This is a genomic window from Hyphomicrobium sp. CS1BSMeth3 (genome assembly GCF_900117415.1).
Taxonomy (GTDB): domain Bacteria; phylum Pseudomonadota; class Alphaproteobacteria; order Rhizobiales; family Hyphomicrobiaceae.
Genome location: NZ_FPEI01000005.1, coordinates 71,811 through 96,578 on the forward strand (window position 1 = coordinate 71,811; position 24,768 = coordinate 96,578).

A 24,768-nucleotide genomic window follows, 5' to 3' on the forward strand; every position below is an offset into this window, starting at 1 on the left:
CTTGGTCAGTTGGCGGTGATGGGGGCGGCGCCGCGGTACGGGCGCAGGATGATGTCCTTGTGGACGATGACGCGTAGCGGCCAGCCGGGGCGCACGGTGATGGTCGGCTGGACGTTGAGGTGGCGCTCGATGAGGCGCTGGCCGGCGCGATTGGTCGTTGATTGCGTCGAGAGCTGCAGCGCGCGGATGAGATCGCTGTCGCCAGAACCGCCGAACACGAGTTCGCTGCCGACGCCGAGCACGGTCGCCAGCGCGACGCCCTTCAGCAGTTGCCAGGTATGAAGGTCGACCTGATCGGCGAGGCCGGCATATCCGCCCGTGTCCGTGGCCGGCAGATTGTCGATGACCACGGAGGAGCCGTCAGGCAGGATGATGCGCTGCCAGACGACGAGAGCGCGTTCCTGGCCGAATGCTACGACATTGTCGTATTTGCCTATGAGTCTCGAGCCCTGCGGCAGTAAGAGAAATCGACCTGAGACGGTATCGAAAATGTTCTCCGTCACCTGGGCGATGACGAAGCCCGGCAGATCGGAGTTGAGGCCGGTGACGAGGCTCGCGGCGATGACCGTGCCGGCCATCAACTGATACGGCGAGGCCGGCGTTTGCAGGCCATGCGGATTGTAGATTTCCTTCTCGGGGCCGGACCGGAGGAACGTCAGCTTGCGCAGGCTCTCTGTCGCGTCCGTGCCGGTGGCCTCAAGGCCACCCGCGGCGAGCGCACGGGCCTGGTCCGTCGTTCGCAACGCGGTCAGCGCAGCAGAGTCACCGGCGGTTACCAGTGATCGTGATTGAGAGCTTGGCTCGGTTCGGGCCGCACCGTCTTGCGGCGGTGCCTTCAATTGAAGACGGAAGAAGACCTGGGATTCCCGCGCCTGTCCCGCCATGCGTGCGAGCCGAGCGCGCTCTACCTGTTCCGTCTGGTCGATCGGTTCTCCGCCGACCTCGGTGAGTTGCGGGATTCCCGATGGCGGACGTACCGGCTCGGGCGGGCGCTCCGTGCGCATGCCGTCGTACGTCGCCGGCAACCGGGCGAGGCTTTCGGTGATCGGCTTGTGCTCGACGTTGATGAGCTCGCGCGGCGTGCCGACCTGGAGTTTGGGTGGCTGCAGGGCGACCAGCACCAGAAACGAGACCAACAGCAGAACCGCGGCCGCACCGCCGAACACGACCTTGCGGTTGATGCGCGTGACCGGCTGCGGCCGCGCACGCAATTCCAGCGTTTCCGGCGCGACCTTCTCCGTCTCGGCCTTCTTGGCGGGATCGGGCTTCTTGTCCGGTTCGGTCTCGCTCATGAGCGCGTCTCCCGCCAGACGGCATCCGTGCGGACGATGCGCACGACACGCTGCGGCGCGGTGCCGAGGCGCAACTCCGCGGCGGCAAACAAACGATCGACGATGTAGGTCGTGCCGCGCACGCGATAGTTGACCAGCGCGGACTTGCCGTCCGGGCCGATGACGAACAACGGCGGTGCCTCGCTCTGCGCGAGACCCGAGGGGAACTGGATGTAGACCTTGGCGCCGTCGTCGAAGACCTGGCGCGGCTTCCATGGCGCGTCGCCGTCGATGCGATAGCGGAAGCGCAACTGGTCGATGTCGACGCCGGCATCCGCGATCGAGGCCAGCGAGGCCGCCGCTTCGTCACGCTGCTTGCGCAATGAGATGAGCTCGGCAGCGGGATAGGTCCACGAGACCGACGCCATATAGGTCTTGTCGCTGGAGCGCATCTCAAGGTGGTAGGTGCGGCGATCGGTGGTGATGACGAGGTTCGTCTCCAGGTCGGCGCCGACCGGCTTCACCAGGATGTGGACTTGCGCATCCTTGCCTTCGCCACTCGTCGTGTCGCCGACCACCCATCGCACGGTGTCACCGGCCGAGACGGAGACGAGCTTCTCGCCCGCCTCGAGCGCGACATCCGTCACCTGATTGACGGCAGCATAAAGCTGGTAGAGCGCACCCTTGGTGTAGGGATAGACCTGGATGGCATTGATGTAGCCGTCCTTGACCGGCTCGAAGCGCGCCGCGGCATTAGCGTCCGTAACGCGCTCCGACGGCGGACGCGTGTCCTTCTTCCTGGCCGCCTCTTTCTCTTTGCCGACGGGCTTGAGCTGGCCGGGAAGAGGAAGTGGCGTTGGCACCTCGACATATCGGACGGGCAGCGGCGGGTCGGGCTCGCGTCGTGCGGCCAGGGCCGGGCTGTCGAAGATCGGGATCTCCGGCACCTTGATGCTGGTGGCGCAGGCGCCGAGGCTGCCCGACGTCACCAGAACAAACAACACACTATGCAGCTTGCTCATTTGGATTCTCCGGTGGTGACGTCCTGCGACCAGTTGAAGGCATGCACGTAGATGCCGAGCGGGTTCTTGCGCACGGCGTCGACGGTTCGCGGTGGAGTGATGACGATCGAGAAGAGACCCGTGAGGCGCTTGCTGTCCCTCAGCGCGCCGCCCTCGAAGGTGCGCTCCAGCCAGCGCACCTGGAATGAGGTATCCGAGGCGCGCACGACGCTCGTAACCTCCACGGCAACGGTCTGCCGGCCGACGCGCGTGAACGGATCGTTGTCGCGGGCGTATTCGTTGAGCGTGACCGCAGCTCGGTCTGTGACGAAGTCGTAGGCCTTCAGCCAGTTTTGGCGCACAACGACGGGATCGATCGACAACGCACGCACGTTGTCGACGAAGCGCGATAGATGATAGGCGACCTGCGCGTCGCTCGGTGTGTAGGTCTCTGCAGCCGGGCCGACGGCGCGCGTCCCGCCGCGCGAGTCCACCTCGACGATGTAGGGGACGACCGCGCCGGTTCGCCCGACCCAGAGCAGGACGGCAGCAAGCAGAAGCGACAAGCCGAGGCTGCCGACCGCCACGAGGCGCCAGTTGTGCGCCTGCACGCGCGCACTGCCGATCCGTTCGTCCCAGGCCTGCGCGGCCTTCTGGTACGGCGTCACTGGCTCGGGTGTCTCGCCGTAACGTAAGGTCGATCGCTTGAACGACATGATGTCTCGCTCCCCCTACGACTTGTTCTTGAGATCCGGACCGCCTCCGCTACCGGCGCGGTCGCCATCGCGCAGCGCGTGCGCGGCCATCAATCCGGCTTGGGTCATGCGCTGCCGGCGTGCCATGGTCTGAGCCCATGCCGGCGGTCCGGATGCCGGCGCGCTGCCGCCTGGAAGATCGCCATCGGGGCCTTTGCCGCCGGACTCTCCCGACGGGGTTGCATCGCGGTATCCCTGCGCGGCGCCGTGGCGATAGGCATTGCGCACGGGCGCCGTTGCCGTTGACGCCATGCGCGAGGCCGGCCCGGAGACGGTCGCGCGCGCGACGCCGGCTGCTCCACCAGCTTCATAGGCCGCACCGACACGGCCCGACAGCGACGCGGCCGACTTGATCGCACCACCGGCCGTGCGTCCGGCCATCCGTGCCGCTCCGGCGGTGGCGATGCTGCCTGCAACCGCCGTGCCGCCGAGTGCGGCCGTCGTCGCAATGGCTGCACCGGCTCCGAGCTGCGGTGCGCCGCTGATCAGTCCGGCGGCGAGGGCTGGTACGAAGATGGCGAGGCCGAACACGGCAATGGCGCCGAGAATGCAGGAGGCCGCCTGCGTCAGCGACACCTCGCCGGTCGGTCGCATGACCGTGCCGAAGATCGATGAGCCGATCCCGACCACGATCGCCAGCACCATGAGCTTGATGCCCGACGAGATCACATTGCCGAGCACGCGCTCGGCCAGGAACGCCGTCTGGCCGAACAGGGCGAACGGCACCAGCACGAAGCCGGCCAGCACCGTCAGCTTGAACTCGATGATGGTGATGAAGAGCTGCACCGAGAGTACGAAGAAGGCGAGCAGCACGATCACCCACGCAAGCATCAGCACCGCGATCGTCACGAAGTTGGAGAAGAACGTCGTGATGCCGATCAGCTCGCCGGCTTTCTCCAGCAGCGGCTTCGACGCCGTGAATCCAGTCGACGCCACAAACCCCGGCCGCATCAGATCGGCGGAGGTCAGCGACGTTCCCGTCGCCTTCAGCCCGAGTCCTGCGAACGACTGGAAGATGATGTCGGCGAGGCTCTGGAAGTTCGATAGTAGAAGGGCAAAGAAACCGACGTACAGCACCTTGCGGATGAGCTGCGCGATGACATTGTCCTCGCCCATCAGCGCCCAGAACAATCCGGCCAGCGTGATGTCGATCGCAATCAGAATGCTCGTCAGGAACGCCACGTCACCGGCAAGCAACCCGAAGCCGCTGTCGATGTACCGACTGAACGTGGCCGTGAACTGGTCAATGATCGCGAGGTCTTCCATGCGCTTCTCGAGCTCCGGGCAAGGCTCCGCCGTCAGCGGAAATCGTGTTCGCCGTTACTGGTGGTCAGGGTGGAGTGTCGGGCCGCGACTATTGTCGTCGGAGGCGGCCGCGGTGGCGTCGCTGCGCGAGCGAGCTGCCGCCCGCGCCCGCTTGAGGGACGTGTCCCTCAAACTCCCTCCTTTTTGGAAACTTCAAAAGACGGGTGGTCCGGCGGGTGTCCCGCCGGCTGGGGTGCGGGGCAGGCCCCGCTCGCGAAGCGAATATTCGCGCGAACATAGATGGTCTCTCCGTTCTCATCGACTTGCCGAATATCCAGATCCCGTGCCGACAAAGGATTTGAAGCGCTGACGGGCTTCGTCCTCGGTGGCGAGATCGCGGGCACGGCTGACGGTTTCGGCACGATGTTGCGCGGCGAGCAGACCTTGCAGGGAGAGGGACTGCTTGACGGCGAGGCTGGTGAGCTCGTTGCCGGCCTGGGTGGCTTCGAGCGCACCGACGGCGTTGCGGGATCGCGTCATGGCGTCGCCGAGCAGGCGCGTGTCCGTTTCGATGCCGTCGACGATCTGGCCTTGCAGGAGGGCGGCGCGCTTGAGGCCGGCGTATTCCTCCTCCCATCGTGTCTTGGCATTGCGCACCACGTCGTCGGAGGTGAGCGCGGCCGAGACCTGTGCTGGAAAGAGGCGTTCGTAGGTACTTTGCGTTTCCTGGAGTTTCAGTGCGATGCCCTGGCCGGCGCGGAGTTGGGATTGGATGTCGGTCAGGGTGCGCTGGAGATCAGGAGACAGGGTGCTTCCGAGACGCATGAGATTCTGATCCATCCGCACGATCATCTGCGCCTGGTTCTGCAAGGTACGTACCTGATTGTTGATCTGCTCGAGGGCACGGACGGCAGACAACAAGTTCTCCTGGTAGTTCATGGGATCGAACACGGTGAGCGCGTGCGCACCGGGCGGAACGGCAGTGCTGGTCAGGAGCGCCAGGGCGAGTGCGGTGAGGACGCCACGGGCTGCACGCCGGCGGGCGGCGCGGTTGGGCTTGGCCGTTAAGGGGAAGAGAGCCAGGCGTTGCCGGAGATCGTCGTCGCTTGATACGTCGGAGGGCGGTTGGGGCGGCTGTACCGTTGCCGGCACGTCGGATTGCGGTGGCGGCGCCGTCGCCAGGATGCGTGGCAGCGGTGGTGGTGTGGTCAGCGGGCGTTGTGCGCCGGGGAACGATAGAAGCAGATTGGCTGCCCAATCGAGATCTTTGGCGCGCAGGAAGGCATCGGCAAAGTTCGCGTCCGGCGATTCTGCAATGACGCGATCGATGAGCTTCTGGTCATCGGGCGACGAGGCGGCGGTGAGTGCGAGCGCGACAGGACCGAGGCCAAGCTCGAACAGCCGGTTGCCCTGAGCTGACTGCACATAGTAATCGCGTTTGGGTGTGGCGAGACCGAGGATCTCGATCTGGCGGCCGTTGAGTCCGAAGCGTTCATAGACGGTACGCATTTGCGGCTCAAGCGCGCGGTCGTTGGGCAGGAAGATGCGCGTCGGGCAGCTTTCGATAAGGGCCGGCGCAATGGCCGAGCGCTCGATGTCGGCGAGCGACTGCGTGGCAAACAGCACCGCGACATTCTTCTTGCGCAAAGTTTTCAGCCATTCGCGGATCCGCGCCGCGAACATCGGCTCGTCGAGGAAGGTCCAGGCTTCGTCGAGCACGAGCAAGGTGGGTCTGCCGTCGAAGCGCGCCTCGAGCCGATGGAAGAGATAGGTGAGCACCGGCGGGATGAGTCGCTTGTGCTGCATCAGCGGTTCCATCTCGACATGCAGGACGTCGGTGAGTGCCAGGTTCTCTGTCGCACCGTCGAGGAGACGGCCGTAAGGGCCTTCGAGCGTGTACGGCGCCAGCGCTTGGCTCAAGGCACTCGATTGCACGAGCACGGCGAGGCCGGTCAGCGTGCGCTCGGCTTTGGGTGCGGAGGCGAGGCTCTTCAAGGCCGTCCACAGCGCGTCTTTGATTTCGGGCGTGATCGACACGCCCTCGTTGGTGATGAGGCCGCTCACCCATTCGAGGGCGAACGCGAGTTCGCCGGGCTCGTCGATGCGCGCGAGTGGCTGCAAAGACAGCGTTCCCTCGAGACCCAGCTCGATGCTATCGCCGCCCATGGCGAGCGATGCGGCACGGGCCGATCGGCCACGATCGAAGATCGCCACCTGGGCGCCGATGAAGCGGCGGAACTGAAGAGCCAGAAGCGACAAGAGCACGGATTTGCCGGAGCCGGTCGGGCCGACGACGAAGGCATGGCCGACGTCGCCACTGTGCAGATCGAGCCGGAAGGGCGTGGCGCCACGCGTCTCCGTCATCATCAGCGGCGGCGCGTCGAGATGCCGGTTCCGCTCCGGACCTGCCCATACGGCCGAGACCGGCATCATGTGCGCGAGATTGAGAGTATGGACGATCGGCTGGCGAACATTGGCGTAAGGGTTGCCGGGCAGCGAGCCGAGCCACGCTTCGACGGCATTGAGCGTCTCGCGGATGGTCGTGAAGCCGCGGCCATTGATGATGCGCTCCAACGCCAATACCTTCTCGTCGGCGCGCTTGGGATCGGCATCGCTGACGACGAGCGTCGTCGTCAGATAGCCGAAGGCGACGTCATCGGCACCGAGCTCCTGCAGCGCCTCGTCCGCGTCGGCAGCTTTGTTGTCGGCATCGGAGTCGACCAGGGTCGATTCTCGATTGAACATCACTTCGCGCAGGACGGCGGCGACCGATTTCCTCTTGGCGAACCATTGGCGTCTGAGCTTCGTGAGCTGCCGGTTAGCCTGGATCTTGTCGAGGGCGATCCAGCGTGTCGTCCAGCGGTAGGCAAAACCGAGATCATTGAGCGCGTCGAGCAGGCCCGGTGTTGTTGTATTCGGGAAGCCGGTCACGGTGAGCAGTCGAAGATGCTGGCGACCGAGCTTCGGCTCGACGCCGCCGAGGAAAGGCGTATCGCACAGCATGGCATCGAGGTGCGTCGGGACGGTCGGCACCGCCACCGGATGGCGCTTGTCCGAGATCGTGCCGTGCAGATAGGCGAGCGTCTCGGCATCATCGAGTGCTTCCGCCTCGGGCAGGATCGACGCGAGCAATTCCAGCGCCCGCGTCGTCTCCGTCTCGAACCAGGCAAGCTGGCCCCAGACATCGGCCTCGTCGCTGTAGCCCTCCTGACGCTCGTAGAGCAGCCGCTCGGCGCGGCCCTGGTGCTCGGGCGGCGGCAGATAAAGAAGCGTCAGATAATAGCGGCTCTCATGATGCGCGCCGTCGACCGAGAAGGAGGCGTATCGCTCCTGATCGACAAGCCACGAGGCGGCATCGCCGAAGCGATGTCCCGGATACTGATTGGCCGGCACACGCTCGGCCTCGAAGAACAACGCCCAGCCTTCCCCGAACCGGCGCAGCACGTTGTTGAGTCGTGCCGACACCGCGACGAGCTCGGCATCGGTTGCACTGTCGAGATCAGGACCGCGATAGCGGATTGTGCGCTGGAAGGATCCGTCCTTGTTCAGCACGATGCCGGGGGCGACGAGGCAGGCCCAGGGCAGATAATCGGCAAGTCCAGTGGCGGTCTTCCGGTATTCGGCGAGGTTCAGCACGAGAGCACTCCTTTGTGGCGGGCGTGGCGGGATAGGACAGTGAGAAATTCCGGATCCTTGCGCGTGACCCAGACGGCGAAGGCGTGACCGACGAGCCAGATGATGATCCCGGCGATCCACAGGCGCAGGCCGAGGCCGATGGCGGCAGCGAGCGTGCCGTTGAGAATCGCGAAACTGCGCGGGGCGCCGGCGAGCAGGATCGGTTCCGTCAGGGAGCGATGCAGGGCGATTTCAAAGCCGGGAAGAGAGGTCGGTTGTCCGAGCATGGTGCATGTAGCTCCGTGAATGTCAGTCGATGAGGGCGCCGCCGGCGAACGAGAAGAACGTCAGGAAGAACGACGTGGCGGCGAAGGCAATGGAAAGCCCGAACACGATCTGCAAGAGCCGGCGCAGACCGCCGCCCATGTCGCCGAACGCGAGGCTTAAGCCCGTCACGATGATGATGACGACCGCAATCACCTTGGCGACCGGCCCTTCGATTGACTCGAGAATGCGCGTGAGCGGTGCCTCCCACGGCATGCCGGAGCCGGCGGCCATGGCGGGCGTGCATATCAATGTCGTGATAACGGAGCAGATCAGTCGCTTCGCGAACGGGACCCATGCTGGAAGCATGGCTGCGATATGCCCCCGTACCCGCTTGGGGGACGTGTCCCCCAAACCCCCTCCTGTTTTTGACTCATAGAAAGCGGGTGGTTCGGCGGGTGTCCCGCCGAGCGGGTTGCAGGGCGGCAGCCCTGTTGCGTAGCAATCCTCATATGCAGGCACGCGCATCGTCATGCTCCGGTTGGTCCGACGGGTCGAAGGGTGGGGGTGCCGAGTGGCTTGAGCTGATAGTCGCCGCTGTCATCGAGGCCGGTGAGTTCCATCAGCGCATCGAGACGGCGGTTGCTGCTGCGGCCCGCCAGGAAGGCGATGACGTCGATGGCCTCGAGGATGAGATCACGCGGGACCGTGACGACGGCCTCCTGCACGAGCTGCTCGAGGCGATAGAGGCCGGCTTCGGCGGAGTTGGCATGCACGGTGGTGATGCCGCCGGGGTGTCCGGTGTTCCAGGCTTTGAGCATGTCGAGGGCTTCCGGCCCACGTACCTCGCCGACGATGATTCGGTCAGGGCGCAGGCGCAGTGTCGAGCGAACCAGATCGGCGAGCGAGGCGACGCCGGGCTTGGTGCGGAGCGCCACGCAGTCGGCGGCGGCGCATTTGAGCTCGCGCGTGTCTTCGAGAATGAGAACGCGCTCGTCGCAATCGGCGACCTCGGCGAGCAGTGCGTTGACGAGCGTGGTTTTGCCGGAAGATGTCCCACCGACAACGAGGATGTTGCGGCGCTCGCGGACGGCGATCGCCAAGGCACCTGCCTGCAAGGGAGACATGATGCGGGCCGCCACGTAGTCGGCGAGCCGGTAGACAACGTCGGCCGGCTTGCGGACAGAAAAGCACGGCGCCATGGCGACGGGCGGCATGATGCCTTCGAATCGCTCACCGGTCTCGGGCAGTTCCGCCGAGACGATCGGCGCGCCGGCATGCACTTCGCGGTGCACGTGGGCGGCGACGAGGCGGATGATGCGCTCGACCTCGGCACTGCCGATGCGTTCGCCGCTGTCCTGGCGGCCGACGCTGGCGCGATCGATCCACAACCGTCCGTCTGGGTTGACCATCACCTCGATCACGGTCGGGTCGGTCAAGGCGGCGGCGATTGCCGGACCAAAGGCCGTGCGCAGCATCTGGCGGCGGCGGCCTTGCGCCTCCTGGCTTGCGTGTATCGACAAGAGGTCAGCCATGGTCGGTGTCCTTCTTGGGTTCCTCGGTTCCAGAAGCCACCTCGCGATGCGCACCATTCCCGCTTCCGGCTGCTCGCCCACGCAATGGCGCGTCGTCCGCGGTGGTGGCGAAGAGATCGGGATTGTTGCTGGCGATTGTTTCGAGCACCTCGGAGACGAGGCGATGATCGGTGGCAAGACGGCGGCCGACCTGGGCGACGAACACCTGGAAGCGTTCCCGCCCTAGAAGGCGGGCCGGCTCCTGCTCGCTTTGCGGCAATGGCGGCGTGATCGTCAGGAAGTAACGGACGAATAGCGCCAGGGTCTCGGTGACGATCGCGACATCGCGATTGACGATGCCGACGACCTTGTGCAGCTCGTCAAGGCGCCGGACGAGGACCTCTTCTGCGCCGGGCACCCTCTGCGGCTCGAGGCTCAGCCTCAGTGCTTCTTCCAGCATGGCCGACTTCGAGCCGTGCCGCTGCTGCGCAACAAGATCGAACTTGCTGGCGAGCGGGCGCGAGATGTAGAGCGCGTAGCGTTTCTTGGCCATCAGACCCGCACGCCTCCCGGAAATTGAACGATGGTGTCGTCATCGTCGCCGAGTGACGGGCCAACATCGGTTTGCGGCGCAGCTTTCACCTCGGTGGCGAGATCGGCGAACAAGGGCAGGTCGCTTATCTGAGTGGACTTGGTCTTGGTGCGCGCGATCTGCCGGGTGCGCGGCGGATCTTCCTCGCCCGTCACCATATCCGACCACGGCTTGTCGAGTTTCGGATGCGTGGCCCGCGCTTCACTCGGCCAGTCGCGGGCACGGATTGGGGGCGTGTCCGCATAGCCGCCTGATGCGAGCGTCGGCGGCGGCAGGCGGCGCGCGAGGAAATTGCGGTCGGCATAGTATTGGAGCTTCTGCCCACGGATCGGCGCGACGCCGGATACGAGGACCAGTCCCTCATCCGCGGGCAGTTGCAGGATCTCGCCCGGCGTCAGCAGCGGCCGTGCCGTCTCCTGCTCCGACACGGTGACGTGCGACAGCCAGGCGGCGAGACGCCGGCCGGAGAGGTTCTTCTGTGCGCGCAGCTCCGTCGCGGTGCCAAGCGCATCTGAGAGTCGCCGGGCTGTGCGCTCGTCGTTGGGCGCGAAGGCAACGCGGACGTGGCAGTTGTCGAGAATGGCATGATTGGGACCATACGCCTTGTCGATCTGGTGTAGCGACTGCGCGACGAGGAAGGCGCGCACGCCATAGCCGGCAAGGAAAGCGAGCGAGGACTCGAAGAAATCGAGCCGGCCGAGCGCGGGAAACTCGTCGAGCATCAGAAGGAGACGGCGCTCGTTCGCGGCACCTTCTGGTAGAGCCTCGGTCAGGCGGCGACCGATCTGGTTCAGGATCAGGCGCACAAGCGGCCGCGTGCGGGAGATGTCGGACGGCGGCACGACGAGGTAGAGCGAGACCGGTCGCTCGGCCCGCATGAGATCGGCAATCGACCAGTCAGAGGCGCAAGTCGTCGCGGCGATGATGGGATCGCGGTAGAGCCCGAGCAGGCTCATAGCGGTCGAGACCACGCCGGAGCGCTCGTTGTCGGTCTTATTCATGAGCTCACGGGCGACAGATGCGACGACGGGATGCACGACTGGAGTCGTATCCGTGCCCAGGTGGTTGGTCGTCAGCATGATCGAAAGCGTGCGCCCGATCGAACGCGCGGGATCAGCCAGGAACGTCGCGACGCGGGCGAGCGTCTTCTCTTGCTCGGCGTAGAGAACGTGCAGGATGGTGCCGACCAGCAGCGCGTGCGCGGTCTTTTCCCAGTGGTCGCGTTGCTCGCGCGCACCTTCCGGATCAACGAGGATGTCGGCGATGTTCTGCACATCGCGCACCTCCATCGCTCCCTTGCGCACCTCGAGCAGCGGGTTGAAGCGCGCCGACAAGGGATTGGTCGGATCGAACAGCAGGCAATGAGAGAAGCGCGAGCGCCAGCCGGCAGTGAGCGTCCAGTTCTCGCCCTTGATGTCGTGGATGACGGCGGAGTGGGGCCAGGTCAGAAGTGTCGGCACGACGAGGCCGACGCCTTTGCCGGAGCGTGTCGGCGCCACGGCGATAACGTGCTCGGGGCCGTCGTGGCGCAGGTACTGGCCATCCCAGAGGCCAAGCACGATGCCCTTTTCACTGAGCAGCCCCGCGTTGCGCACATCATTCCCGTCCGCCCAGCGGGCCGAGCCATAGGTTGTTATCGTGTTCTTACGGCTGGCCCGCCGGGCGGCTCCCCCAACAGCGACGGCGCCGCCGGCAATCCCCCCGAGGGCGGCAACGGCACCGGCGCGTGCGAAGACGTCGGGCGCCTGGCTGTCGAAGGCCAGCCACCAGACGAAGAGCTTCCATGGCGCGTAGAGTTTGATACCGAAGAGCTCGCACCATGCTGCGCCGAGCGCCGGCTGAGATCCAAGCATCGCAGCTGCCCACTGCGTGGCAACAACGAGCGATGTCGTGATGAGCGCGGTAGCGATGAGACCTTGAATGATCGCAGAGCGTAGCGAGAGCATGATCGGCGAGCCTTTCGGACGGAATGATCGTCGCAACGAAAGGGTCGCAAGAGAGCGTGCGGTTATTCAATCTACTAAATCGCGCACGATTGTTGGGAAGCATGAAAGGTCATGAAGGTATTGCGGCCGAATGTCGGCACAGCTGCTTGCGCTTTGGTCTCGGCGACGCGCAACAGCGCGCGTCCAGCGGAGCTGGAATTGCTCCGATGACATTCATCGATGATGTCGAGAGTGAAGCGGCGCCTATGCGCCGCCGCGGTCGCGGTAGTCGCACAGCGGAATGCCGCGCACCCTCGCCTTATCGGCGAGGTTGTCCGTCACGCCAGAGCCTGGGAACACGACGACTCCAATCGGCATGGCATCGAGAAGCTGATCATTGCGCTTGAAGGGCGCTGCCTTCGCATGTCTCGTCCAATCGGGCTTGAAGACGATCTGTGTCACCTTGCGACTATCCGCCCAGCAGGCGGCGATCTTTTCGGCGCCGCGCGGCGCACCGCCGTGGAGCAGCACCATGTCCGGGTGCTTGGCGTGGACCTTGTCGAGGACTGCCCAGATGCCATGATGATCGTTGCAATCGACGCCACCGGCGAAGGCTATCCTGGTGCCCTTCGGGAGCAGCATCTCGGCATCGGCACGGCGTCGTGCATTGATGAACTCGCGGCTGTCGATCATCGCGGCGGTCATCGTCGTCCGGTTGACCATCGATCCCGAACGGGGCCGCCATCCCGATCCGGTATGGATGCTGAACAGATCGGCCGCGCCATCGCGCATGAATTCCATGCTGTTGCGACGCTCGATCAGCGTCAGACCTTCGCCGATGAGGCGCTCAAGCTCGATGGACCGGACTTCAGATCCGTCCTGCTCGCGCTGGCTTTTACGCTGCGCGGTCTCGTTCCTGTCCAGCTCCTGCTCAATGCGATCGATCCGTCGGTGGAAGACATTGACGATTGACCACAGCATCGCCACTAGGTCGGGTTCCAGGCGAGTATCCGACAAGGTCGCGACCAATGCATCGAAGACGTCGGCGAGAGCACCCTGGAGTTTCCCCGGCTCGGGCAACGGACGCGGATCGGCCTCATCGTCGAAGGGGCGATGAGCGTAGAGTGCGAGCTCTTCGAGCAGATGGGCCGTCGGTGATGGCGTAGCGTCAGTGGTGTGATCGTAGGTCATGGAACACGTCTCCTCAGCGAGGCCGCGCCCATCGCGGCCTTCCGGCGACGGATCAGCCGGGACCGGTCGGGGCCAGCACCCAAGGGCGAAGCCCGCCGGGCCGCAGCGCAGCGGAGGAGGGCAAGCGCGGCCTCCGGCCGCGCACCGCCCTTGCGGCCCCGGCCGGTTCTGGCCCGATCGCCTCTTAGGAAGGCCGGGTGCGGCCCGTCAGCGTGGAGTCGGTCCGTGCCGCTCGACCACGGACGGCGCAAATCACAACCGGCCGGATGGCTCTGCGAGAAGGAAGCGCTGAACGTCGGTCGGATAGAATTGCGGACCTGCAATTGCGCGCAGCTCATGGAGCCCGAAGATGACGTGATCTTCGTTGACGTCGCCGATGGCCGTAACGGGTCGACATAGACCATCGGCCCAATGTCCGCCAAAGGCGTTAATTTCGTCGCGCCTTCGGACGTCCGTTTCGGGCCCGCCGTGGCTCTACGTCATTGCCGCTGTAAGCGTACCTTCTGTCCGAAAACTGGTAACACGCAGACGTGCGGCAGTTTATGAAGTCGTGCAGGCGCCCAATTCGTAACTCACATGGACCCCGATAAGCGCTGACGAACTTTCGCAGCCTCAGATAGATTGCATTGAAGAGATTCGCCCATTGGGACCGGCATGAATACTCCAATCCCGCCTCTGTCGATTGAGCAGGCTGCCAATGGTCTGCCGGTGCTGCCCATCAAGCGCGTGCGGCTCATGACCGACAAGGAATTCGAAAAGCTCGTTGAAGCATGGGCCGAGAGCTTAAAAGGGCGCTACGTCTCAGTGGCGCATTTCGGAGGTGCCGGCGACAAAGGCGTTGATGTTGCAGGGTTTTGCGATGCCAAAGGCTTCAAGGGCGCCTGGGAAGGCTTCCAGTGTAAGCATCGCGACCACCCGCTCTATCCGACCGACATCTATGCCGATATCGGCAAGCTGATCTGGTTCATCGCAAAAGGCGACTATGTAGCGCCACGCCTCTACGGCATCGTCGGAAGCCAGGATATCGGCACCTCGCTCTCGCAGCTTCTCCATGATCCGGCAGCCCTCAAGCAGCAGATCGAAAAGAACTGGGATTCACATATTGCCAATGAGATCACCGAGACCGGCCGTGTCGAGCTCGCCGGCGGGGTGCGCGCCGTCTTCGAAGGGCTCGACTGGTCCATCTTCAAGCATCAGAAGCTCCAGCATGTTCTCGACGCGCTGAAAGGCACTGCCTTCTACATCGCGACATTCGGCGGTGGTCTGCCACCGCGACCGGACCCATCATCAACTCCCGCCGACGTCCAGCCACATGAAATCGTGTACGTAGAAAAGCTGCGTCAGGCTTACGCTTTACACACGGGCATCCCTATGCCCGACGTTGCCGCCATCGGCATGCACAGGCGCATGGGTAGGCACTTCGAGCGCCAACGCCGCGCGTTCTATTGTGCGGAGGGCCTGAGGGAGTTCTCCAAAGACACCGTTCCGGCGGGCACGTTCGAGGCGCTCCAGGAGGATATCCTCTGCGGCGTTCAGCCTGTCGCTGATGGAGAACATGAGACGGCCTTCATTCGCGTCAATCAGGTGGTGAGCCAGGCCGTGCAGCTGCCGCTGAACTCCAACCCTCTGGCCAGCGTTGCCAGCACGCTCGACCGGCACGGCGTATGCCATCAGCTCTCCAACGACGACAAGCTTCGCTGGGAGCCCGAACCCGATGCTTGAGCGGACGCATCTCTTCAATACCTCCATGGAGGCCGGACTGCGGTCCCTGTGCCTACTCGTGGCCGTATTCCCAAACAGCCTACGCACCGGGCAACTGGTCGCGCTCGATCACATCCTCGTCCACAGCCGCGACTTCGATCCTGAAGCACCTGACAGCCTTCACCCGGCCTCGCCGTACCGACGCGCCGAGCCTATTGTCCGGCGCGCACTGGTAAACCGGGGCGTCGATCTCATGGTCTCGCGGGGACTGATGAACCGATTGCCCGGAAAGGATGGGTTTGCCTACGCAGCATCGGAGGAGGCGTCATCGTTTTTAGCGGCGCTACAATCCTCATACTGGATCGACCTGCTTGACCGTACCCGATGGGCTGCCGGCCGTTTTGGCCAGCTCCCCGAGGAGGATCTCGTCGGTCTGATCCGCACCCGCGTGGATGACTGGGTCGCAGAATTCTCAAATGTCGAGCTGCCCCCTCCGGAGGCTTCGTGAATTTTGGCCGCCTCACAATCCGGCACGTCGCCTGCCTTGGTCCGGGCAAGAAGGATGCTGCCGTCGACTTCGAGGCGGGGGCTAACGCTGTCATCGGGCTGAGCGACACCGGCAAGTCATTCGTATTCGAGCTCATCGACTTCATGCTCGGCGCCGAAGAGCTCAAACGGGAACTGCCAGAGGCCGCCGGCTACGATACCGTAGTCATGGGAGTCGAGACGGCGGATGAAAAGCTGCTCACACTCAGACGATCCATGAGCGGCGGCGACATGCACCTTCTCGACGGCCTCGTCATGTCACGCACCGGGGAGACAGTGGTTGAAACCCTTGTTGCGACGGAGCGAAAGAAAGGTCCACGAACGATCAATCAATTCTACCTCGACATGCTCGGCCTCTCCGGCATGGTCCTGCTGGCCAGGAAAGAGAAGGGGACGACACAGCGGCTGTCGATTCGCACGCTCTCCAAGCTGGCACTCGTCAGTGAAACGCGCATCATCGAGCAGCAGTCGCCAATTCTCTCCGGGCAGTTCACTCTCGCAACGCCGGAAATGAGCCTCTTTAAGCTGCTCGTCTCCGGTGTCGACGACTCTGCACTGATCTCCTATGCGAGCGAGACCAAGACCGTGGAAGAGAAGCAGGATCGCCTCGCTGCCGGGCGCGCGCTTGTGGCCGATCGACTGAAACAGCTTCTGGACGAAGGACACGACGAGAATGCATTAAGATCCGAGCTTGCCGGATTCGAAGACACGCTTGCCAAACTCCGGCGGGGTACCGGCAGTGCCGAACAGGATCTGGTCTCCATCCGCCGGCGCGTTAGGCGTCTCGCCGAAACCCAGGACATCGCCGAGCAGCGCAAAGGGGAGCTGACCGGGCTGCTTTCCCGCTTTTCCCTCCTCGCCGCTCACTATCTCAGCGACATGGAAAGATTGACCGCCATAGCCGAAGCAGCAGAAGCACTCGATTCACTTGCCCCCGGACCGTGCCCGCTCTGCGGCGCAACCGCGGACGCCCAGAACCACGCGAAGGTGTGCGAAGCCGACCTGCCGGCTCTCGCGCTAGCCGCGCGCGCCGAAGCCCATCGTATCAAGCGGCTTCACGATGATCTTTCGGTGACCATAGCGCGCGCCGAATCTGAAACCGTGGAACTCGAGGCGAAGCTTTCTGACATTGCCCGCCAATCACAGGCAGCGCGAACGGCACGATCCGATGCCGAGCAGGATGCCCGCGCTCAGAGGGCCGGGTACACGGAGGTGGTTGAGCAGTCCAATTCAGTGAAGGATCGCTTGCGTGCATTCGACGCCATCCGCGACCTCGAACGCTCGATCGCGACACTGGAGCAGGAGACGGAAGAGACCGCCCCGCAGATGCCTGATGTCGCCGCACCCCGCGCCAATCTTGATGATCTTGCGCAGGAGGTAGGCGCCATTCTCCAGGCCTGGAATGTTCCGGGCACCAAGCGCGTGTTCTTCGACGCGAAGGCCAACGATCTTCAGCTCGATGGCAAATTGCGCGGCTCACAAGGCAAAGGAATGCGCGCGCTGACCCATGCGGCCTTCATCATTGGTCTCATGACCTATTGCCTCAAGAACGGGCGTCCGCATCCGGGCTTTGTGGTCATTGACTCTCCATTGCTGTCATACCGGGGTGATGAAGTTGAGGAAGATCCGACGCAGGACTTGAAGAACACGACCGTAGATGCCGCTTTCTATAGATGGCTGGCAAAGGATCTGACTGAAGGTCAGGTCATCGTCATCGAGAACCGCGATGCCCCGAGTGACGTTTCCGACAAAATCGGTATCCATCAGTTCATGGGTGCGACAGGCACTCGATATGGCTTCTTTCCGAAGAATTGAGCCGAGAGCAGATAAGGCGAAACCGCGCGGGGCCCATGTCAGCGAGCTGATAAATATCGGCTTGATGGGACGTTGCGCCTTCGTGCGCCGCACAACCAGCCGAAGCTTTTTCCGCAGCTTCTGGCCCTTCACGACACGAACCCCTCATCCGCTTTGTGCGCGATTGCACCCATTTCCAGCGGGGGGGAAGGAGGTGGCGGGTGTCGCTATCCCGGCGGATGGCCAGTCGCGACCGGGCATGACGAAGACGCGGGCATTCTCCGAATGATACAACGTGCAAGCGCCCAGCAGAGAACCGTTGGGACCAAGCACGTTGCGATCAGAAGGATTGCCGGCACGTTGTCGGAGGCGGTTTCAGCGCTTGGCGGCGCGATGGAGCTTCCTCCTGCATAAACCAGCCAGAGGCCGACCAAGAAGCCGGTGGCTATCGAGAACAAGAATCCCGGAGTACGATGCAGGGCGGCCGCAGCGCCGAGGATGAAGCCGGCAGCGGCGGCGGGCGCGATGCCCATGAGATAGCTCAGCGGCACGCCGTAGATGAGGCCGAAGAGGGAGAGCCACCACACACTGGCAATATCGCCTGTCTGGCTCACCCCATAGACGCCCATTCCGGCAAAGAACGTCAACGCGCCGACAGGCGGCCCCATGAGCAAGAATACGCCCAAGACCTTGAGTAGGATCGTCAGGCGTTGGCCAAGGGGCATGGGCTGTTTCCTTTGCAGCGATCCCGCACTCTGACCATGGTGTTTGATTGCGCAATCGCGATGAGGCACGTCGAGCGATGTTCCTGTTCAGCGCGGTGCCGCAAGAAGGAAGCGTTCAACATCGTCCGGCGTGACTTGGGGGCGTACGAGCGCGCGCAGATCGTCCAGGCCGAAGGCGACGAGATCCTCGTTGAAATCGCCGAGGCGTGGCGACAGCGGGATCGCTTCGATCCCGGCAGCCGCGGCGCGCGCGGTCAGGGTCGCCATGGCGCCATCGCCGGCAGGATCGATGTCGCGGAGGATGTAGAGCCGGCGCAGCGTGTCCGGAAACAGGATGGCTGCGAGATGCGCGGCCGACAGTGCCGCCATCAGCGACATGCCCGGCAACACCATGCGCAAGGACAGCATGGTCTCGATCCCCTCGCCGGCCGCCATCACCTCACACGAGGGGCCGAACCGCACGGCATGGCCGAGCAGCGAGCCCATCGCCTTGCGCGGCGTCTCGATCGGCGCCTTGCCCATGCCGGAGGGATCGAGCCACGTGCGGTGCGCGCCAGTGATGATACCGCCGAGATCCGTGACACTGGCGATCATCGCGGGCCAGATCTGTGTCGGCCCATCATTCGGGCGATGATAGCAACGCGGATGATAGCGGAGCGCTCCGACGTCATGCAGATCATCGATGCTTCGATGACGCAGGTAGGTTTCCACCAATGTGCCGTGGATCGGTTGCGACGCGGCGACCAGACGCCGGGACGCCTCGGGTGAGCCGGTCGGCGCTGGTGTCGTGTAGCGCTTTTGTTGCGGATCGGGCTCCGGGCGCGGCAGGCTGAGAAAGAGCCGGGCCTCGTCTGCAACATCGCGGAAGTCGACCAGTCCCAAGCTCTCGCGGATCACGTCGAGCAGGTCGCCATGTTCGGCCGTCGCCGAGTCGGTCCACTTACCAGCAGCCCCCTTGCCGCTTTCCGGGCCGAACAGCCGGACATACATGGAGCGTCCTGGCGTATTGCGCACGTCACCGACAATCCAATAGCGGCCGACGCGGCGGCCGTTGGAGAGGTACTTGCGGCACACCGCCTCGGCCTCGCGCGCGAGGCGATGTGCAAGCTCTGACGCATCACGCCGGGCCATCAGGCGGCCTCCCGCTCGCCAATGCGTTCGACAGGATAACGCTCCATCAGCTTTGCGATGATCGAAGGACCGCTGGCGTCGGTCGGGACGAACATCCTGAGCTTCCACGAGATGATCTCATGAAAGAGGCCGTACGCAGACAGACGGTTCCGCATGGTCTCGGAGAAGCCCAGCAATTCGATGCGATGAGCGCCCATGGCGCGAACGCGGCGAAGCTGGAGGCCTTCGGCCAGGTCAAGGACGGTCCTGCCGTCCATCAGGGCGGAGAAGGCTTCTTCGGGTGTCAGCGTGGCGCGATCGGCCGAGAGCGTACTCGAAACCCAGGCCGGCGATACGCGGCGACCGATGACGCGCTCACCGTCATTGGTCTGAAGCCGATAGACCCGCGTCGACTCGCCCGGCAGCCGCTTCCAGATGGGAAGTAGCAGCCCGGCAACGATGTGCAGCGTGCTCTCGGAGAACTCGGGAACCTGTGCGAGTTCCGTGGTCCAGCTTTGCCGGAATGGACTGTGGTCGGCGTCGATCCAATGGCTTTCCACCATGGTGCTGAGGGGGACCGAAACCGTCTCCATCGGCCGGATGAGACGCACGCGGCGTTCCATCTCGCCGTCATCGAGCATGATGCTCGGCGCGGAGACCTGCACCGCTGCGCGGCCCGATCGTTCGTTGACGAGCAGCCTGCCGCCACGGTCGGAGAGATGCGCAAGCGCCTCGTCGAGCGTCACCGGCCGGTTGCGCAGGCGTTGCAGGATCGTCAGGAGCCGCGTCTCGGCGCCGGTGCCGGGATGCACATGGATCGTGCGCCGGTCGGTGATCTCAAAACTCTCCGCCCGCAACGTCTCGAGGCCGACATCATAGGTGCCCGACGCGATGGCGCCCTCGACACGCGCGTTCAACAACTGCTCGAAAGCGGTGAAGAGCACGTCCTGCAGCTCGATCGTCAACGCCAGGAGCCGATTGAGGAACGTGGTGATGGGAGGCAGGCCGTCCTTCATGCCATTGGAATCGGAGAGCGAGAGGCCCGTCGCCTGCTCGAAGGCCTGAAGCGAGCAGCCCTCGACCTTGCCGCGCACGATCAGCGTGTAGAGCTGGCGCAGCGCATCGCGTGCGTACGGGCTCTCGAGATTGTCCTCCGGACGGAACAGCCCCTGGCCGCCCGTCTGACGCTGACCACGGGTGATCGCCCCGAGCGTATCGAGGCGCCGCGCGATGGTGCTGAGAAAGCGCTTTTCTGCCTTCACGTCCGTCGAGATCGGGCGGAACAGGGGAGGCTGCGCCTGGTTGGTCCGGTTCGTGCGGCCCAGGCCCTGAATGGCTGCATCGGCCTTCCAGCCCGGCTCGAGCAGATAGTGAATGCGCAGGCGCTGGTTCTGCGCCGAGAGCTCGGCGTGATAGCTCCGGCCCGTACCCCCCGCGTCACTGAAGACGAGAATGCGCTTCTCGTCATCCATGAACGCGGCTGTCTCGGCGAGATTGGCCGACCCCACGCGGCTTTCGACGACAAGCCGCTGGCCTTTGCGGATGATGCGTCGCGACCGCCCCGTCACCTCCGCCACGATGTCCGTGCCGAAGCGCTGCACGATCTGGTCGAGTGCACCGGGCACCGGCGGCAGGGACGCAAGCCGCTCGATCAATTCGCCGCGGCGGGCAACGGCCTCGCGGCTTTCGACGGGCTGGCCATCCCGGAGCACGGGGCGCGTCGATAGATTGCCCTCGCTATCCGTGTAGGGCTCGTAGAGCTGCACAGGGAAGGAGTGGAGCAGATAATCGAGCACGTACTCCCGCGGTGTGATGTCGACCTGGATGTCGTTCCATTCCTCGGTCGGGATCTCGGCCAGCCGGCGCTCCATCAGGGCCTCGCCGGTCGAGACGATCTGCACGACGGCGGCATGACCCTTTTCGAGATCGCGCTCGATCGATCTGACGAGTGTCGGCGTCTTCATCGACGTCAGAAGATGACCGAAGAAGCGCTGCTTGGCGCTCTCGAACGCCGAACGCGCGGCGGACTTCGCCTGGGCATTGAGCGTGCCCATCTCTCCGGTGATATTCGTTGCCCGCAAAGCCGCGTCGAGGTTGTTGTGGATGATGGCGAACGCTCCGGCATAGGCATCGTAGATGCGCGTCTGCTCGGGCGTAAGCTGGTGCTCGACGAGCTCGTATTCAACGCCGTCGTAGCTGAGCGAGCGCGATGTATAGAGGCCGAGCGCCTTGAGATCGCGTGCGAGCACCTCCATCGCCGCGACGCCGCCGGCCTCGATGGCCTGGACGAACTCGGCCCGATTGGCGAACGGGAAATCCTCCCCACCCCAGAGACCAAGCCGCTGCGCATAGGCGAGATTGTGGACGGTGGTCGCGCCGGTCGCCGAGACATAGACGACGCGGGCATTGGGCAGAGCGTGCTGCAATCTGAGACCGGCGCGTCCTTGCTGCGAGGCCTCCTGCTCGCCGCGGTCGCCCTTAGCCGAAGCGGCATTCTGCATGGCGTGCGATTCATCGAAGATAATGGCGCCATCGAAGTCGGCCCCAAGCCAGTCGACGATCTGGCGGACGCGCGATCGCTTCTCGCCACGATCATCCGTGCGCAGGGTCGCGTAGGTCAGGAACAGAATGCCCTCGTGGAGGCGGATGGCCTTGCCCTGGGGAAAGCGCGATAGCGGCGTAACGAGCAAACGCTCCATGCCAAGTGCGGACCAGTCGCGCTGCGCGTCCTCGAGCAGCTTGTCGGACTTGCTCACCCAGATGGCACGGCGCCGTCCCTGCAGCCAGTTGTCGAGGAGAATGCCGGCGACCTGGCGTCCTTTGCCGGCACCCGTGCCATCGCCGAGCATGAAGCCGCGGCGGAACCGAACGGCATTCGGCGCATCGTCCGCCGCCGCGGCGACAACGTCGAAGGTCTCATCCACGGTCCAGGCACCGGCGAGATGCTCGCTGTGTGCCTCGCCGGCATAGACGACGGTCTCGAGCTGGGCGTCCGAGAGGTGCCCGTCCGCAATCACCTTCGTCGGCAAGCGCGGCCGATAGCTCGCCTTCGGCGGTGCGACCGACGCCATGGCCGCCGACTGGACGAGCTTGGTCGGATGGCGCTGCGCGCCGGGGATCCGGATCGACTGCAGCGCATAGTCTTCATAGATCGCGTCCGAGAGGCGTGCACCCTCGGGCGGTGTCCAATCGACTGTCTCGTAGGCGACCTCGACGCCGCCGAGGGCATGACCGGCAATAGGCGTGGCGCGCGTCGCAACGCGCGTTGTGCCCGTGCGTCGCGCCCGCGAGGCTGTCGCAGACATCGTGCGCGCGGGAACCTGCGCAGCCGAGCATGGAGGCCGCGGTGGGACGTGCGTGCTGATCCAGCCGAGGAGCGTCGCAACGTCGGGGGCCATGCCGGGCGATGTCGGGAATACCGTCGGATCGTCGGCGGGCACCTTGTCGATGACGGTGATGCGCGTCTCGATGTTCGTGCCATGCTTGGTATAGACCGACCCGTCGATGGCGGCGGTGAAGACCACGCGACCACGGGCCTGCAGCCGCTCGAAGGCCTCGCGCCACGCAGGGGCATCAGGCGCAAAGCCGGCGCCGGTAATGGCAACAAGCCGGCCACTATCGCCGAGGCGAGCCAGTGCGGAGGAGAGATGACGGCAGGCGGCATCGGCCACGCGACCGCTGACGTTGGCAAGCGCCGAGAACGGCGGATTCATTAGAACGATCGTCGGCACGATCGCGCGATCGAGATGATCGTCGATCTGCGCCGCGTCGAAGCGCGTGACGGAAACCTCCGGAAAGAGGTGGGTGAGCAGGCCGGCGCGGGTGTCCGCGAGCTCGTTCAAGATGAGCGTGCTGCCGGAGGTCTCGGCCAGGACGGCGAGCAATCCGGTGCCGGCGGACGGCTCGAGCACGCGGTCGCCCGGTACGATTGCAGCTGCGGTGAGCGCGGCAAGGCCGAGCGGCAGCGGCGTCGAGAACTGCTGGAAGGCCTGGGCTTCTTCCGATCGCCGGGTATGGGTGGGAAAGAGATTGGCGATCTTCACCAGCGTCGGCAGTGCGGCGCCGGATGTCCGTGCCTTGCGCAGGACCGCCTTGCCGTACTTGCGCAGGAACATCACGGCCGCGGCTTCGCAGGCGTCGTAGCCCGTCTTCCAGGTCCAGGCGCCCGATGTGTCGGATGCGCCGAAGGTTTGTTCCATGGCCGCACGCAGGATCGCGGCATCGACGCGACGGCCATGTTCGAGATGGACAAGGAGAAGACGGGCTGCCTCGGTGAGACGCGGGGCAGTGTCGTCGTTGGACGGACGTGCGAGCGGCGCGCTCGCGCGGTTGGTATGGGATGTCATGTGGCTGAGCCTGAAGGAGAGCGAAGGACGGGCGAGCCGGCCGGCGCTCTCTCTCAACCGCACCGGCTCAACCCAACCGCAGCCAACCTCTCCCTCGACGCCCGCCCGCGCCGCCCGCCATCAGCCGAACCGATGGCCGTCCTCCGTGAAGGTGTATTCGTTGGCGACGATTGCTTCGTCGACGACGGCGGCGGAGGTCAGACATTCGTATTCACGTTCGAGCTGGTGATAGAGCCAGCAGGCGAGATCGCGCAGCGCCTCGATGACGGCATCTTCGGCGTCGGCGGTCATCTCCTGTGAGACAGGGCTGTCGCGTTCGACCGAGATCGCCATGCTGAGCTCGTGGTGGGCGCGGCCGCGGTGGGTCACGACGGCGTGGAGCTGATAGAAATTCCGGCGCTGAGTCGCCTGGAGCGCATCGGCGATGCGGTGGAGCTTCTCATCATTAGGCGCATGTGCGCGGATCTTGCGTGATGCCGCCTTGGCATGGCTGTAGCGCCCCTCGAAGCAGGCGCCGTCACCCTGATTCCAGAAACCGGAGAACCAGATGCAGGGTTTGCCTCGCGTGCCGCCGCCGTAGAGGCGAACGGCGCGCGTGTCGAGGCGGACGCCGAGGATTTTGCATACGCTCTCGAAGTCCTCATAGACGCACTCGAACCAGTCATGGTCGAAGGCGCCTGCGCGATACCAGGCGCGGGCTTTTTCCTCCGCAGCGTCCGAGAGCTCGTCGAGGTGATAGACGGCGGTCTCGATGATCTCAGGCATCTCGATCACCGCCTCCCAGCACGATGGCGAGCCAGGTGATGGCCGCGCTAGTGGCCAAGGCGAAAAGAGCGTCAAAGCAATCCGCCTTGCGCTGCACGAGTTCGTCAAACTCCGATGGGATCGCCAGCGTCGGCACATCGTAGGGTTCAATGTGCTGCGGCCAGACGCCCGTCACATAGGTATCTCCCGAGCCATCGATGTCCTCCTTCTGCTGGGACCAGTTGTCGTCCGCGATCGCGAGGCGGCAGGCTTCAGCGAGCGTGTCGGCCGCGTAACGGTGGCGGCGATAGACGGGGAGACGGAAGGTTGTTTCGATGATGAAGATCGGCATGGCGAACACTCCAAAGATCGGCGCCCGCCGAGGTCGGCGGGCCGCGAACGCAGGCTGATGGGGATGGGAGCGGAGCG

The 24,768-nt window shown here is 64.5% G+C and carries 20 protein-coding genes and 1 pseudogene; 4 read left to right on the forward strand and 17 right to left on the reverse strand.

Annotation, left to right across the window (positions count from 1 at the left end):
* Positions 1 to 5: 5 nt before the first annotated feature.
* The 12 genes and pseudogenes from CS1BSM3_RS09580 to CS1BSM3_RS09635 all read right to left on the reverse strand — a co-directional run bounded on the left by CS1BSM3_RS09580 (position 6) and on the right by CS1BSM3_RS09635 (position 13,373).
* Positions 6 to 1,292, reverse strand: a complete 1,287-nt coding sequence (locus CS1BSM3_RS09580; protein WP_072386836.1) for a TraB/TrbI/VirB10 family type IV secretion system protein — start codon at positions 1,290 to 1,292, stop codon at positions 6 to 8.
* Positions 1,289 to 2,293, reverse strand: a complete 1,005-nt coding sequence (gene trbG, locus CS1BSM3_RS09585) for a P-type conjugative transfer protein TrbG (protein ID WP_072386837.1) — start codon at positions 2,291 to 2,293, stop codon at positions 1,289 to 1,291. Before trbG ends, CS1BSM3_RS09580 begins: the two co-directional genes overlap by 4 nt.
* Positions 2,290 to 2,988, reverse strand: coding sequence for a conjugal transfer protein TrbF (gene trbF, locus CS1BSM3_RS09590; protein WP_072386838.1), 699 nt, complete (start codon positions 2,986 to 2,988; stop codon positions 2,290 to 2,292). Before trbF ends, trbG begins: the two co-directional genes overlap by 4 nt.
* Before the next feature lie 15 nt (positions 2,989 to 3,003).
* Complete coding sequence (trbL, locus tag CS1BSM3_RS09595; protein WP_072386839.1) at positions 3,004 to 4,293, reverse strand: P-type conjugative transfer protein TrbL; 1,290 nt, start codon at positions 4,291 to 4,293, stop codon at positions 3,004 to 3,006.
* A gap of 294 nt (positions 4,294 to 4,587) precedes the next feature.
* A complete protein-coding gene (gene trbJ / locus CS1BSM3_RS28570) occupies positions 4,588 to 5,424 on the reverse strand; it encodes a P-type conjugative transfer protein TrbJ (protein ID WP_244540512.1) in 837 nt (278 codons plus the stop codon).
* Positions 5,425 to 5,499: 75 nt separating this feature from the next.
* Positions 5,500 to 7,908 (reverse strand): annotated as a pseudogene (trbE, locus tag CS1BSM3_RS09605) (conjugal transfer protein TrbE); the annotation flags it as partial.
* On the reverse strand, positions 7,902 to 8,174 hold the full coding sequence (locus tag CS1BSM3_RS09610) for a VirB3 family type IV secretion system protein (protein ID WP_072386840.1): 273 nt from the start codon (positions 8,172 to 8,174) through the stop codon (positions 7,902 to 7,904). The gene CS1BSM3_RS09610 and the pseudogene trbE, both read right to left, overlap by 7 nt.
* A gap of 22 nt (positions 8,175 to 8,196) precedes the next feature.
* Positions 8,197 to 8,520, reverse strand: coding sequence for a TrbC/VirB2 family type IV secretion system protein (locus CS1BSM3_RS09615; protein WP_072386841.1), 324 nt, complete (start codon positions 8,518 to 8,520; stop codon positions 8,197 to 8,199).
* Positions 8,521 to 8,681: 161 nt separating this feature from the next.
* Positions 8,682 to 9,686 (reverse strand): P-type conjugative transfer ATPase TrbB, encoded by a 1,005-nt coding sequence (trbB, locus tag CS1BSM3_RS09620; RefSeq protein WP_143149134.1) that lies wholly within the window; start codon positions 9,684 to 9,686, stop codon positions 8,682 to 8,684.
* Entirely contained in the window at positions 9,679 to 10,218 is a 540-nt protein-coding gene (locus CS1BSM3_RS09625) for a hypothetical protein (protein WP_072386842.1), read from the reverse strand. The genes trbB and CS1BSM3_RS09625 overlap by 8 nt, the downstream gene beginning before the upstream one ends.
* On the reverse strand, positions 10,218 to 12,203 hold the full coding sequence (gene traG, locus CS1BSM3_RS09630; protein WP_072386843.1) for an IncP-type conjugal transfer protein TraG: 1,986 nt from the start codon (positions 12,201 to 12,203) through the stop codon (positions 10,218 to 10,220). Before traG ends, CS1BSM3_RS09625 begins: the two co-directional genes overlap by 1 nt.
* Before the next feature lie 243 nt (positions 12,204 to 12,446).
* On the reverse strand, positions 12,447 to 13,373 hold the full coding sequence (locus CS1BSM3_RS09635) for a DUF2493 domain-containing protein (protein WP_072386844.1): 927 nt from the start codon (positions 13,371 to 13,373) through the stop codon (positions 12,447 to 12,449).
* 225 nt (positions 13,374 to 13,598) lie between these two features.
* Here CS1BSM3_RS09635 and CS1BSM3_RS28220 point away from each other — a divergent pair, with 225 nt between their 5' ends.
* The 4 genes from CS1BSM3_RS28220 (at position 13,599) to CS1BSM3_RS09650 (ending at position 17,435) form a co-directional block, all read left to right on the forward strand.
* Positions 13,599 to 13,772: a hypothetical protein gene (locus CS1BSM3_RS28220; RefSeq protein ID WP_174263666.1), complete on the forward strand. Its 174-nt coding sequence runs from the start codon at positions 13,599 to 13,601 to the stop codon at positions 13,770 to 13,772.
* Positions 13,773 to 14,027: 255 nt separating this feature from the next.
* Positions 14,028 to 15,095, forward strand: coding sequence for an ABC-three component system protein (locus CS1BSM3_RS09640; RefSeq protein ID WP_072386845.1), 1,068 nt, complete (start codon positions 14,028 to 14,030; stop codon positions 15,093 to 15,095).
* A complete protein-coding gene (locus tag CS1BSM3_RS09645; RefSeq protein ID WP_072386846.1) occupies positions 15,088 to 15,582 on the forward strand; it encodes an ABC-three component system middle component 2 in 495 nt (164 codons plus the stop codon). The genes CS1BSM3_RS09640 and CS1BSM3_RS09645 overlap by 8 nt, the downstream gene beginning before the upstream one ends.
* A 143-nt stretch (positions 15,583 to 15,725) precedes the next feature.
* On the forward strand, positions 15,726 to 17,435 hold the full coding sequence (locus CS1BSM3_RS09650) for a coiled-coil domain-containing protein (protein ID WP_143149135.1): 1,710 nt from the start codon (positions 15,726 to 15,728) through the stop codon (positions 17,433 to 17,435).
* A gap of 206 nt (positions 17,436 to 17,641) precedes the next feature.
* Here CS1BSM3_RS09650 and CS1BSM3_RS09655 read toward each other — a convergent pair whose 3' ends face one another.
* The 5 genes from CS1BSM3_RS09655 to CS1BSM3_RS09675 all read right to left on the reverse strand — a co-directional run bounded on the left by CS1BSM3_RS09655 (position 17,642) and on the right by CS1BSM3_RS09675 (position 24,691).
* Positions 17,642 to 18,139, reverse strand: a complete 498-nt coding sequence (locus CS1BSM3_RS09655; RefSeq protein WP_072386848.1) for a hypothetical protein — start codon at positions 18,137 to 18,139, stop codon at positions 17,642 to 17,644.
* Positions 18,140 to 18,226: 87 nt separating this feature from the next.
* The gene (locus CS1BSM3_RS09660) at positions 18,227 to 19,270 is read right to left on the reverse strand and encodes a DUF7146 domain-containing protein (RefSeq protein WP_072386849.1); all 1,044 of its coding nucleotides are present in this window, start codon (positions 19,268 to 19,270) and stop codon (positions 18,227 to 18,229) included.
* Complete coding sequence (locus CS1BSM3_RS09665; RefSeq protein ID WP_072386850.1) at positions 19,270 to 23,595, reverse strand: strawberry notch family protein; 4,326 nt, start codon at positions 23,593 to 23,595, stop codon at positions 19,270 to 19,272. Before CS1BSM3_RS09665 ends, CS1BSM3_RS09660 begins: the two co-directional genes overlap by 1 nt.
* A gap of 120 nt (positions 23,596 to 23,715) precedes the next feature.
* Positions 23,716 to 24,360, reverse strand: coding sequence for an antitoxin of toxin-antitoxin stability system (locus CS1BSM3_RS09670; protein ID WP_072386851.1), 645 nt, complete (start codon positions 24,358 to 24,360; stop codon positions 23,716 to 23,718).
* Positions 24,353 to 24,691, reverse strand: a complete 339-nt coding sequence (locus CS1BSM3_RS09675; protein ID WP_072386852.1) for a hypothetical protein — start codon at positions 24,689 to 24,691, stop codon at positions 24,353 to 24,355. The genes CS1BSM3_RS09670 and CS1BSM3_RS09675 overlap by 8 nt, the downstream gene beginning before the upstream one ends.
* Between the last annotated feature and the right edge of the window lie 77 nt (positions 24,692 to 24,768).